13 protein-coding genes and 1 tRNA gene are annotated in these 10,918 nt (G+C 59.7%); 10 read left to right on the top strand and 4 right to left on the bottom strand.

The genetic code is table 11. The features are described from left to right. Positions 1-17 precede the first annotated feature (17 nt). The 3 genes from NKJ76_RS07290 to NKJ76_RS07280 all read left to right on the top strand — a co-directional run bounded on the left by NKJ76_RS07290 (position 18) and on the right by NKJ76_RS07280 (position 2,803). Positions 18-1,172, top strand: a complete 1,155-nt coding sequence (locus NKJ76_RS07290; RefSeq protein WP_352534016.1) for a pyocin knob domain-containing protein — start codon at positions 18-20, stop codon at positions 1,170-1,172. A 47-nt stretch (positions 1,173-1,219) separates the two neighbouring features. Then, positions 1,220-2,143, top strand: coding sequence for a glycosyltransferase (locus tag NKJ76_RS07285; protein ID WP_352534014.1), 924 nt, complete (start codon positions 1,220-1,222; stop codon positions 2,141-2,143). 297 nt (positions 2,144-2,440) lie between these two features. Further along, positions 2,441-2,803 (top strand): hypothetical protein, encoded by a 363-nt coding sequence (locus tag NKJ76_RS07280; protein ID WP_352534013.1) that lies wholly within the window; start codon positions 2,441-2,443, stop codon positions 2,801-2,803. Here the strand turns inward: NKJ76_RS07280 and NKJ76_RS07275 are convergent. Together NKJ76_RS07275 and NKJ76_RS07270 are read right to left on the bottom strand one after the other, a co-directional pair. After that, on the bottom strand, positions 2,787-3,572 hold the full coding sequence (locus NKJ76_RS07275; protein ID WP_352534011.1) for a hypothetical protein: 786 nt from the start codon (positions 3,570-3,572) through the stop codon (positions 2,787-2,789). The two genes, NKJ76_RS07280 and NKJ76_RS07275, sit on opposite strands and share 17 nt — an antisense overlap. Further along, complete coding sequence (locus tag NKJ76_RS07270; protein ID WP_023807183.1) at positions 3,569-4,135, bottom strand: CatB-related O-acetyltransferase; 567 nt, start codon at positions 4,133-4,135, stop codon at positions 3,569-3,571. The genes NKJ76_RS07275 and NKJ76_RS07270 overlap by 4 nt, the downstream gene beginning before the upstream one ends. 69 nt (positions 4,136-4,204) lie before the next feature. On the opposite strand from NKJ76_RS07270, the gene NKJ76_RS07265 reads away from it, so the two are divergent. The 7 genes from NKJ76_RS07265 to NKJ76_RS07235 all read left to right on the top strand — a co-directional run bounded on the left by NKJ76_RS07265 (position 4,205) and on the right by NKJ76_RS07235 (position 9,172). Continuing rightward, on the top strand, positions 4,205-5,002 hold the full coding sequence (locus NKJ76_RS07265; RefSeq protein WP_352537085.1) for a glycoside hydrolase family 108 protein: 798 nt from the start codon (positions 4,205-4,207) through the stop codon (positions 5,000-5,002). A gap of 112 nt (positions 5,003-5,114) precedes the next feature. Further along, positions 5,115-5,357, top strand: a complete 243-nt coding sequence (locus tag NKJ76_RS07260) for an ABC transporter permease (RefSeq protein ID WP_352534007.1) — start codon at positions 5,115-5,117, stop codon at positions 5,355-5,357. Continuing rightward, on the top strand, positions 5,339-5,533 hold the full coding sequence (locus NKJ76_RS07255; RefSeq protein ID WP_352534005.1) for a hypothetical protein: 195 nt from the start codon (positions 5,339-5,341) through the stop codon (positions 5,531-5,533). Before NKJ76_RS07260 ends, NKJ76_RS07255 begins: the two co-directional genes overlap by 19 nt. Before the next feature lie 37 nt (positions 5,534-5,570). Further along, positions 5,571-6,158 (top strand): hypothetical protein, encoded by a 588-nt coding sequence (locus tag NKJ76_RS07250; protein ID WP_352537084.1) that lies wholly within the window; start codon positions 5,571-5,573, stop codon positions 6,156-6,158. 197 nt (positions 6,159-6,355) lie between these two features. Further along, on the top strand, positions 6,356-8,395 hold the full coding sequence (locus tag NKJ76_RS07245) for an acyltransferase family protein (RefSeq protein ID WP_352537083.1): 2,040 nt from the start codon (positions 6,356-6,358) through the stop codon (positions 8,393-8,395). A gap of 142 nt (positions 8,396-8,537) precedes the next feature. After that, positions 8,538-8,885 carry a hypothetical protein gene (locus NKJ76_RS07240; RefSeq protein WP_352533999.1) on the top strand — a complete coding sequence of 116 codons (348 nt, stop codon included), beginning with the start codon at positions 8,538-8,540 and terminating at the stop codon, positions 8,883-8,885. Positions 8,886-8,935: 50 nt separating this feature from the next. Continuing rightward, positions 8,936-9,172, top strand: a complete 237-nt coding sequence (locus NKJ76_RS07235) for a hypothetical protein (protein WP_352533997.1) — start codon at positions 8,936-8,938, stop codon at positions 9,170-9,172. A gap of 222 nt (positions 9,173-9,394) precedes the next feature. On the opposite strand, the gene NKJ76_RS07230 is transcribed toward NKJ76_RS07235, so the two are convergent. Both NKJ76_RS07230 and NKJ76_RS07225 read right to left on the bottom strand, forming a co-directional pair. Further along, positions 9,395-9,485 (bottom strand) — tRNA-Ser (locus NKJ76_RS07230). A gap of 112 nt (positions 9,486-9,597) precedes the next feature. Then, positions 9,598-10,797: a porin gene (locus NKJ76_RS07225; RefSeq protein WP_352533995.1), complete on the bottom strand. Its 1,200-nt coding sequence runs from the start codon at positions 10,795-10,797 to the stop codon at positions 9,598-9,600. Between the last annotated feature and the right edge of the window lie 121 nt (positions 10,798-10,918).

The raw sequence follows: 10,918 nt of genomic DNA, 5'->3' as shown, positions 1-10,918 counted from the left end.
AGCAAAAGGTGCTGCCAATGCCTATGAATGGAGCCGGCGTCACGTCATGGCCGCCGAACACAACGGCGATTCCGAACACGACGATCGAGAGCGGGAAGTACAACGCCTTCTTGGCCGATCTTCTGTCGATCATGAACACGCCGCGCCCAATCACGATGGGCGGCACGGGCGCGAGCTCGGCGGTCGGTGGCAATGATGCTCTGCACACGACCAGCAGTGTCATCGCATCAGCTGCGACGACTGATCTGGCCGCGGCAACCGGTGTCTCCGTCACGGTGTCGGGCGCGGCGGTGATCACCGCTTTGGGCGTGCTGCCCAGCGGCGTCTTGCGTTTCCTGACCTTCTCCGGAGCGGCGACGCTTACCCATAATGCCGCCACGCTCATCCTGCCGGGGGCCGCCAACATCGTTGCCGCAGCCGGTGATACCGCCGTGGCGCAGTCCCTGGGTGGTGGCAACTGGCGTGTTCGATCCTACATCCGCGCGTCTGGCCAACCAGTCGCAGTAATCTCTGATGCCAACCTCCCCGCGCGCCTTGGTGTGGTGGCTAAGACGATCACCGACTGGAACACTGCGGTCGACAACGGCTGGTATATGGGCAGTGGGGCGGCCAACGCCCCTGCGGCAAACACCGGGTGGAATATCGGCACGGTCGAGGCACACGGGGCGGCCGGCTACCGAACCCAAACGGTTTACGATTTTGTGAATGCCACGGCGGCCAACACCACCATCTGGCGCCGTTACCAGAACGGCGGCGTGTGGGGTGCTTGGTTTAAAATCCAGTGGTCTCAGGCCGAGCAAGACGCCCGCTACGTTCAGTCGAGCACGGCGCTTCTGCAGAAAGCCTACGAGAGCGCCCAGCAGACCATCACGGCCGGCGGCACATTGACGCTGGCGCATGGGCTAGGGGTGAAGCCGAAGCTCTACATCGCCGTCATCCAGTGCACGACTGCGGACTTGGCGTATTCGATCGGCGATGAAGTCGCCATCAATCCTATGCTGAACACTACTGACGCTACCGTGCAGGCCATCAGCATGGTTCCGGATACAACCAATTTGAATGTTCGAATTGGCGCCAATTCCAGTTCACTTCGAATTATGGCCAAAAGCGGAGCAAGCCTTACCAACATAACGAACACAAGCTGGAGGCTGGTATTCAGGGCGTGGGCCTAGCTTGCTGAATAGGATCCGTCTAAACCTGCGAAATGCATGCTACTGTCGTGGTTCAAGGCGAAATACCCTGCAAAGGTTACGGTGGCACTCAGCGCCAAGTAGACTGGCTGGCCACCACGCTGGTCGGTCTGGGGCATCGGGTCACGCTGATTGCCGCCCATGGCTCTACACATCCCCTTTGTGAGGTTCGACACGCTGCATCTGCGCCCGAAAGCGTGGCGGCAATCCCGCCAGATACCGACATTGTGCATTTCAACGGCTGGTACGAGGCCGAGACCAGTCACCGAGCGCTCTACACGCTGCACGGCTATGTGCCGAATACGCCAAGGGAAGGGCTGAACTGGAGTTTCGTTAGCGCCAGCCACGCCCGGCACCAGGGCCGGCAGACATTCGTCTACAACGGGTTCCCGGTGGATGCCTACCGGCTCGCCGACAAGAAGACCGGTCGGCTGTTGTTTCTCGGCGGTATCGCAAGAGCGGGAAAGGGTCTCGGTCGCGCCGTCGACCTCGCCAAGAGATTTGACTTCGATCTCGACGTTGCCGGCGGCTCTCGCTGGAAGTTGCTCGGGCGTAGCAAGACTCGGGGCGTGTTCCTCAAAAGCCTTTCGCGTCGTTTCAATTTCACGGGGACTGTCGACGGTGACGAAAAGCTGCGGCTGTTGGGCGAGGCAAAAGCCTTCCTCAACCCGATTTCTTGGGATGAGCCGTTCGGCATGGCGCCGGTCGAGGCAATGCTATGCGGAACTCCAGTACTGACTACTCGACGCGGCGCGCTACCTGAAACAGTTAACGCAGAGACCGGACGCTTTTTCGACAGTAACGATGAATTCGCGACCGGCCTGAACGAGATCAGCGGGATGTCCGCACTCCGCTGCCGCGAATCGGCTGCTGACCGATTCCCAATCGAAAAGACCACTAAAGCCTACCTGGCCCTCTACCAGCGCGTTCTTGACGGCGAAACGCTTCCGTAAAGTTTCCGGACGGGCGGCAATGCCCAAACCGGAGGTTTCCCATGACAAAATACTTCGCCAAAGCTCAAGGCGTGCGCCGCTAGCCGGCGGAAGGCCTATGCTGCTAACGCTCTTCCCCCCGCCTGATCTCAAAATCATCATGGTGCGTCCAATAATAAACGGCAGCTGACATTGCCACGATGCCCAACGCAAAGCCGACCGCCAACCCCAAATAAAACATCTCTGCCTCACGGCGAAAAACCATGCTTGGCGAAGGCATACACCAATGACAAATTCTGAGTAAAGGGATCGGCAGATATGACCAAATTCTTCGTCGACGCGGATGGCGTCTATCTCGGCGGCTTTGACGGTGAAAACGTCGATCTGCCTCAAAATGGCATTGAGGTCTTGGAGGCCCCGGCAGATGCCCGCCAACTCTGGGATGGCAAAGCGTGGAGCGCGCCGCCTGGTGAGCGTCGCATGGTGCCAAAATCGGTTGTGCAGGCTCGGATTATTGAGGCTGGCAAGATGTCGCAGGCCTATGCCGCCCTGGCGGGCAACCCAATCTATTTTGCCCGCTGGTTCGCGCCGGATCGGCCGGAAGTTTACAGCGACGATCCTGACGCAGTCGGGCTAGTCCGTGCTCTTGGGCTTGATCCTGCAGTCATCCTCGCGCCTTGAGTTTTTGGCGAATGATATCCACCGGCGTCCGCCACACTCGATATCGGCCAGCTTCGACGATTTGCCGTGCAACGGGCTCGGCAGCGTATGCATCGAAGAAGCGATGTACACGAGGTTCTGCGAACGCCTTCTTCCCTCGCGTATTATAGTCCCTGATCTTGAGCTTATGCGGGCTGATCGTCCGCCCCCCCAAGGACAAGGCTATGCCGATGCAGAACTGCTCCGCAGCGTCAATTTTCGATATCTGATGGACAGCAAGCATCGGTGGATACGCGTCCATCAGAGCGGGAAGATTGTCTCGATGCACTCCGAGAATGCCACTTTGCCACATAGGTTCGCGGCCCGTGATAACATGTTCGCCGATCCGAAGGCCTTCCCCTTCCAGCACAGGCGTCCATTTGTGGGGTTTCTCTAGGCGTCGCATCACTGAATGCTTAGGCGAAATGCTTTCGAAGCCAAGGGATAGAAATCCTGCTGGGTAGTGGTCTGAGTCCATGAAGATGAGGCGGTCGGTCATCCTCAGCAGTTTGATCAGCGCCCGTGCCTTGATGCCAAAATGATATTGACCGCTGAAGGACCAAGCCTCTTTCTGCATGTCAGTCAGAAGCAACGTCTCCATGGGATAGTCGATAAACAATTCGGGCCTGTCCGTCGCAACAATGATCTTTGCTTCTGGACAATGATACAAAAGCTTGAGTGCGCTCAGCAACGCGCCGCGATGGTACAATTCGTTTTCGCCATACGCGATATAACCGAAAACGTCCCTCATCGAGTGGCGTGCTTTGCAATGAAAGTCTCGATCGGACCGCTGAGAGTAGCTGCCTCGCTCTTGATCTTATCGTCGTCCCACAACCACCACTGTATTTCCAGCAATTGCACAACGGTATCAGCAGGGAACCGGCTGCGGACAACTTGCGCGCGATTGCCGGCCACTATCGCATAGGGCTCGACAGACTTGGCGACGACGGAGCCGGCACCCACAACAGCGCCGTCGCCGACTGTCACGCCTGGCAATATGATCGCACCGTGGCCAATCCAAACATCGTTGCCGATCGTGATGCCCCCAGGCTTCCCAGCGTTGGGTAAAGGCTCAGGCTGCTTCAGGACGCGGCTATAGATCGGGAATGAAGTGGCACTCTTGGTTTGGTGTTGGCCGGTGCACATGAACAGGACTTGGCCAGCAACAGAGCAGAAGCTTCCCACATTTAGAGGGGCTTCATTAGTCGGAAAAAGCACCTTCCGCCAAGTGACGCCATAGGTGTGGCGGCCGACCGACACATTATCGGGCAGTTTCGCGCGCGCGTCTTTGAACCACTTAGAGAATACTGACATTTAGACATCCCGCCCTGACCGCCAAATAGCGGTTACCTTCTTTCAAATGCAACCTCAAGAGGCTTACACATGGACCGCAATTTCGCGCGGGCGCTCTCGCTCGTTCTCAAATCGGAAGGGCTCTGGTCGGACAATCCGGCCGACCCTGGCGGCGCGACCATGAAAGGGGTGACGCTGGCCAACTTCCGCCGCTATGTGAAGGCCGATGCCAGCAAAGCCGATCTGCGCAAGATCAGCGATGACCAAGTCGCGACGGTCTATCGCCGCTTCTATTGGGACGCAGTGGCCGGCGCTCAGTTGCCAGGTGGCGTCGATTACGCGCTGTTTGACTATGCGGTGAACTCCGGGCCGGGACGTGCTGCAAAGTGCCTTCAGGCGGTCGTAGGCGCCAAGCAGGATGGGAAGATCGGCCCTGACACGCTGGTCAAGCTGAAGGGCATGATGCGCGCTACCGTGGTGGACGAGGTCTGCGACCAGCGTATGGCCTTCCTGAAGCGTCTGCCGACATGGAAGACTTTCGGCAAGGGTTGGTCGTCCCGCGTGTCCTCAGTGCGGGATGAAGCCATGAAGATGGCCGCTCTGCCCGATGCGCCGCCGCCGATCAGGGTTGAAGTGCCCGTCGAAGTCCCGAAACCTGTCGTTCCTGAAAAGGTGGAGCAGAAGGTCAAGGAGAAATCCGGCTTCCTGTCCTGGCTCACCGGCCTCTTCGGTTCCGGCGCCATCGGGCTCGGCTGGCTCGGCGGCATGGATTGGCAGGCGGTTCTCGCCGGTGGCGTCGTGCTGCTGGTGTTCCTCCTGATCTTGCTCTTGCTGCGCTCGCAGATCGTCGCAGCGGTGCGTCAGATCAAGGCTGAGGTGGCCGAGTGATGGAAGGCTTCCGCGAACTGCTCATCCCGGCGTTCGATCGCCTGCTGCGCACTGTCGGCGCTGTCAGCCTGGCTATCATCGCCGCCTTTGCCGTCTGGTTTTGGTGGCCGCTATGAGTGCGGTCATCGCATGGTTCCTGAGCAACCCGACCGTCCTTGCAATCGGGGCGGCCATCATCGGCGCGCTTGGGTTCGGCTTTCAACAGCGACTCGCCGGCGCAAAGGCCGAGCGCAACAAGCAGACAGCAGACAATGCCGTGGCCGCAACCGAAGCCGACAAGATCGATGATGCCGTCGCCGGCCGCGCGCCGGGCGTCAACCGGGAGAGGCTGGGCAAATGGTCACCAAAGCAATAGCCCTTGCGGTGCTCATCGCGATTGCCGGCTGCGCGACGGCTGGCGGCTCATTTTGCGCGGTGGAGCACCCGATCCGCCTATCCGCCGAGGCCATCGCAGCGCTCTCAGACGGCGAGGTGAGCCAGGTCTTGGCCCACAACGAAAAAGGTCAAAAGCTTTGCGGCTGGCGGCCGTAAGCAGTGCGTGGGTGGGGCGAACAGAATGGCGGATGACATGAACAACGGACAGTCAGTCCCTTTCGACCCCTTGGCGTCATATGCCCGTCTCAGCGAGCGGGTGGAGAACCAGGGCCGCGACATCGTGGATCTGCGGTCCAACATGAACACCGGCTTTCGCAACATCGAAGGCGCGGTGAATTCGCTGGCAACCGAGCTGCGCGGGAGCTCCAAGACGCAATGGCCTGTCATCTGGTCGGCGATCGGCGTCTCGTTCGCTATCCTGCTGGCCGTAGGCAGCCAAGCTCTGGCCCCGATCCGTGAAAATGTCAGCGATGTCAAGGGCGCGCTGAGCGTCGTTGTCGACAAGATGGTCACGCAAGCCGAGATGAAATGGCGAACGGATCGTGGGGCGGAAGACCGCCTGCGCACTGAGGCTGCCATTGCCGACATCCGCAGCGGCCTGGTTCCGCGCGCCGAACATGAGCGCGTCTGGCAAAACTACGATCAGCGCTTCGCCGATGAGCAGCGCCAGATCGATGAGATGAAGGCCGCAACCGCCAGCGTCTACAATCAGCGGGATATAATCCGCGACATCCTCGAGCGGCTTGACCGGGCGGAGCATCGCGTGCCGCCGGCGCCCTGACGACGGTATCCTTCTGACTTTCTGACCTTCCTACTCGCCCGTCTCGGCTTCGCGCCGGGGCGGGCTTTTCGCTTTTCTCGCCCCCCCAGCTGATGCGAAATTGAGTACTGAGGTTGTTATTGGGCTACTTGTTCCATACCCTCACGTACGTTTCACTCTGTGTAAGCGCGAGCCTAGCAGCAACCGGCAGCAAGTATTTGAGCAAGTCCAGTTTCCGGCCTGAGATTCAGGGGCTGCGTGCTATCGCTGTCTGCTCAGTCGCTTTGTTCCACGTCTGGCCGTGGCTGGTCCCCGGCGGCTATGTGGGCGTTGACGTGTTTTTTGTGATTTCTGGGTTCTTGATCACCGGCGTCTTGCTGCGGGAGGTGGAGGACACCGGAAGAATTGGCCTACTTGGTTTCTATATTCGCCGGGCGCGGCGCCTGTTGCCTGCCGCGATGCTTGTGCTTCTGCTGGTGGGCTTGGCGACCCCGCTCTATCTACCCTCGGCCCTTTGGAGGGACGGCACAAACGAACTAGTGCACAGCGCCCTCCAATTGGAGAACTGGCGGCTCGCCGCGAAGGCGATTGATTACCTGGCGATGACGAGCGCGCCGAGTCCGGTCCAACATTACTGGTCGCTGTCGATCGAAGAACAATTCTACGTCGTCTGGCCGGGGCTGATCATCGGCGTCCTGTGGCTTTCACGAAAGGCCCGCAGGCCTTGGCGGCCCTTGCTGGTCACCGTGCTAGGCGCAATCTTCATCGCCTCGCTTGCCACCTCCGTATGGCTCACCCTTGTTGACCCGGCGCGGGCGTATTTCGTCACTCACACTCGTATCTGGGAGCTGGCGCTCGGCGCTCTGCTGTGCCTTTCGTCTGCGGAAATGTGGTTCAGCGAACGAACCCGGCGGGTGCTGGGCCTTGCCGGCATAGCTTCAATCCTCGCGGCTGCCTTTCTGTTCTCGGCCAAGACACCCTTCCCCGGCTACGCGGCGCTGTTGCCGACGGTAGCGGCCGCGCTGGTGATCGTCTCCGGTCAAAGCCGGTTGTCGTTCAGCGCCTTTGCTTTGCTCAAGTCACGACCGTTCCAATTCCTCGGCGACATCTCTTACTCGCTCTATCTTTGGCATTGGCCGATCATCGTCTTTTCCACACAGCAAAGTGGCGAAACGATGGGCTTTTGGGGAGGCGTGGCCATCCTTACGGCAAGCGTCGGTCTGGCCGCCGTCACAAAGGTCCAGGTCGAGGACCGTTTCCGCTTCCGCGCATCGTTGCCATCACGCCCCCGACTGATCGAGTGCCTGACCGTTTTCGCCCCGGTTCCCCTGGTGCCTCTAATCGCATTTTGCGCTGTCTCAATAGAAATTGCCCGGCAAGAAGCGTTGATCTCGAACAACCCCGACGACTATCCAGGGGCTAGGTCGTTGTTCTCCAACAAGCCGGTGCCGACCGTAGCGGCCTATGCTCCTTCGCTACCGACAATAAAGCAGGATAAGCCACAAACGGACAGCTGCCGCCCGCCTCGCGAAAACAGCGAACCTGTCGGTTGCCAGGTTGGCGATCCAAATGGGCGGCTCAAGGTGTTCCTGGTTGGCGATTCGCACGCAGAACACTGGCTTCCGGCGTTTCAGGTGACCGCGTCGGATCGAGGGTGGAATGCGGAGAGTTTTACCAAGCCCGGTTGCCCGCTGTTCCCCGCCATGATCATGGTGTCTGACAGCGACCGTCCGTTTCCAGATTGCCTGACCTGGGGCCAGCATATGCTGCGAATTTTTCAACAACAAAGGCCAGACATCATCATTTTCGGACAGAGAGACGTTTTACGTGCTTATCCCGACGACGGAAGCCAGCTGCCCGTGAGCGATACGTTGGTGCAGCTATGGCGCAACATCGAGGCATTGGGCATTAAGGTGGTGGTAATAGCCGACACACCAGCTTGGGGAACGAACCCGGAGCGATGCATGGCTCGGGACCGTCGCTGCTCCGTTCCATATAAATCGGAACGTGATCGTGATCCGCTGGTCGTTGCTCACCGCCTCTACCCGCATGTGCCCCTCGTCGACTTCAGCGACATCGTGTGCCCAGGCAACATCTGCGCCGCTGTTATCGGCAACGTGTATGTCTGGCGTGACGGTGACCACCTCACCGCCACCTATTCACGCTCTATGGCCGACATTTTCGGCAAACGCATCGACGCGGCAATCAATGAGCCACGGGCGGCTGGCACTCATTGGTCGAACTCCAGGGGCTCGTGATCTGGTTGCTGGTGCCACATGACCTGGCGGAAGTCGCGCCGGTCGACCTGCTGGCCGCAGATGGGGCAGACATGGAAATGCTCTTGCAAGTGAGGATCATGTGGCTTACCGGGCTTGCGGTCCGAGGTCGGCTATTCTCGTCATGCTCGAACGAACACCATTCCACGGCAAAAGTTCCGTCAGTTTGGTCTTCTCAGTTGGTGAAAGACATCGCACCAAAAGCGGCAGTCATGGCGGAGCGACTGCTTCCATCGGCACCGGCGGCGCCAATGACGGTGTCGTCACCGGGGTCGGTACCGAAGTAAATGTCGGCGTTGGAGCCAATCCAGCCGCCAACCCCAGCAACCCGACCGCTCCGAGCAACCCGAATCTGGCTAGCGTTGTCGGCGATATGTCGAACGCCCAGGTCACTCGGATGAAGAAGCGCTGCGTCGAAGTGCTTAGCAACGAAGATACCTATGATCGTGACCTGCGCCGGCTTGCCTGCTGATCTCGCGCCGTTAACCAGCGACCCCTTTCCGACCTGTCGCGGCTGTCGACATGACACTCTCCAGTTCCGACAGTGCAAGCCCGCCCGCCGAAAGGTTGGGCGGGCTTTTACAGTCAGCGTCCTTCCATCCGCAGCAGACAATCGCGCTTGGCATCAGCGACCTGGCCGAGCAAGCGAAGGAAGACCGCGCGGACAAGCTGGGCATATCCTGCGCAGAGGAAGTCGGCAGCGTGTACGCCGCGATTCTCGGTGCTATCGTGCACCGCGACGCCGGCTTGGCTGACTGACCGAGGCCGCTATATCGCGCCCGGCGGGCGTATTCAGTTCAGCGAGCCCGTGGGAAGCCAAGGCCATCCAGTTGATAACAGCGGCAGAGAAGGCCGGCATCGCCCCTCATGAAATCGCTGGCGAGGTCGAAAGCCTCTTCGAACTGCTCTTAGAGGGATGCGGCGGTGAGAGGTGCGCGAGACCGGGCATAGCCCGGACAAAACGTCTCTCAGAAGGGCAATTGGCGGAGAGGATGGGATTCGAACCCACGAGAAGCTTTTGACCTCTACTCCCTTAGCAGGGGAGCGCCTTCGACCACTCGGCCACCTCTCCATAACGCCGCAAGCTACAGCGACTTCTGCACCCAATGGGACGTGGGTAAGGTCTGACAAAATGAAAACCCGGCGGTTGCCCGCCGGGTTCCATTTTCCAATCAAGCGCGCTATCAGAACGAGCGCTGGAAGCGGAGCATGCCGCCGATGGCGTCGTCGCCATCAGTGATACCGGTCCAGTTGTGGTTCAGGGTGCCACCGTCTTCACCGATGCTGCCTGCATTGACGTAGTCAACTTCGGCAGTGATCGTGAACCCGGGAACGACGTCGTAGGCGATGTTGGCTGCGATGCCGAGGTTTTCACCTTCGTCATACGAAACCTGAGCGTTGAACGAGGTCTTCTCGTTGATGGTGTAGGTGCCACCACCCCAGACTGCCCAGTTGCCATCCCACGGCTTATAGAAGCCGCGGCCGCCGGCCGGGAACGCGTAGCCCGTATCCGTCAGGTTGTCGTCGGTGCCGTAGCCGCCCATGATGAAGAGCGACAGGTTCTGCATCGGGGTGATGTCCAAACGAACCTTGCCGGAGACTTCTTCATAGTTGCTGTCATAAGCGAGCACGCCGGTGATGGCGCCCCAGCCCTGCGTGTACTTCAGACCGCCGACGACATGCGGAACGTAGCTGTCGATAGTGCCCACGCCGTAGACGCCGTTGCCGGCAAGATCTACCGTGCCGCCGCCCGAACCTTCTTCGAGCGAGATCACGGCCGAGAAGCCGTTGCCTGCGTCGAAGTAGTACTGGATGACGTTGGTGTCGAAATCACCGTAGGGAACGAGCGTATCCTGGATGACGTTGCCGGCGTAGCCGATGAACGTGTTGAACGCCGATTCGTCCTTACCGACGCGCAGGCCACCAAGCTGGATCCAGGCGAAGTTCAGCGAAGCACCGGTGTTGCCGGCAGGATTTACGTCACCAAGCGCGCCCGCATCACGGTTGTTGTTCTGGAAGTTGAAGCGGGTCTCGGTGTAGGTCTTCAAGGTGCCGAGCTCGGTTTCCTGGCCGGTCCAGGTCTTCAGCGAGAAGCGGGCCTTCTTGAAGTAGGTGTCATTGCTGCCGCCGTCCTCAACGTCAGCGGACGTCGCACCGTCGAACGAACCGACATCACCCACGCCGATGTCGTAACGGACATAGCCGCCGATGCGCAGGCAGGTTTCGGTGCCGGGGATGTAGAAGTAGCCCGAGCCGTAAACGTCGCAAATCTTGACGTATTCAGCCGGTTCCGGCTCGGCGACGACGACGGCGTCGGCGGCGCGCGCACCGGAAACTGCGATCAGGGCCGCAGCGGAGCCGAGAAGAAGGCTCTTAATGTTCATTTTCTGACCTCCAGTCAAAAGTTAAAAAACGGGTCTGGGTATTCTTTGCTGAAGGACAGCGTTCCCTGCCCCATCCCCACTACCGAAAAAGTGCGCACCGCGCCGCTCCTTCGAAGTCAAC

This window comes from Mesorhizobium sp. M0029 (assembly GCF_040323735.1).
In the GTDB taxonomy this organism is placed as follows: domain Bacteria; phylum Pseudomonadota; class Alphaproteobacteria; order Rhizobiales; family Rhizobiaceae; genus Mesorhizobium.
Note: the sequence above shows the minus strand (reverse complement) of the source record. Positions and strands in the feature narration are given on the sequence as shown.

Excerpts from the sequence above, each read along its gene's own strand:
- NKJ76_RS07270 (WP_023807183.1), bottom strand. The coding sequence starts at position 4,135 with ATGTCAGTATTCTCTAAGTGGTTCAAAGACGCGCGCGCGAAACTGCCC.
- NKJ76_RS07235 (WP_352533997.1), top strand. The coding sequence starts at position 8,936 with ATGACACTCTCCAGTTCCGACAGTGCAAGCCCGCCCGCCGAAAGGTTG.
- NKJ76_RS07250 (WP_352537084.1), top strand. The coding sequence starts at position 5,571 with ATGAACAACGGACAGTCAGTCCCTTTCGACCCCTTGGCGTCATATGCC.
- NKJ76_RS07265 (WP_352537085.1), top strand. The coding sequence starts at position 4,205 with ATGGACCGCAATTTCGCGCGGGCGCTCTCGCTCGTTCTCAAATCGGAA.
- NKJ76_RS07240 (WP_352533999.1), top strand. The coding sequence starts at position 8,538 with ATGCTCGAACGAACACCATTCCACGGCAAAAGTTCCGTCAGTTTGGTC.
- NKJ76_RS07255 (WP_352534005.1), top strand. The coding sequence starts at position 5,339 with ATGGTCACCAAAGCAATAGCCCTTGCGGTGCTCATCGCGATTGCCGGC.
- NKJ76_RS07290 (WP_352534016.1), top strand. The coding sequence starts at position 18 with ATGCCTATGAATGGAGCCGGCGTCACGTCATGGCCGCCGAACACAACG.
- NKJ76_RS07275 (WP_352534011.1), bottom strand. The coding sequence starts at position 3,572 with ATGAGGGACGTTTTCGGTTATATCGCGTATGGCGAAAACGAATTGTAC.
- NKJ76_RS07280 (WP_352534013.1), top strand. The coding sequence starts at position 2,441 with ATGACCAAATTCTTCGTCGACGCGGATGGCGTCTATCTCGGCGGCTTT.
- NKJ76_RS07260 (WP_352534007.1), top strand. The coding sequence starts at position 5,115 with ATGAGTGCGGTCATCGCATGGTTCCTGAGCAACCCGACCGTCCTTGCA.
- NKJ76_RS07225 (WP_352533995.1), bottom strand. The coding sequence starts at position 10,797 with ATGAACATTAAGAGCCTTCTTCTCGGCTCCGCTGCGGCCCTGATCGCA.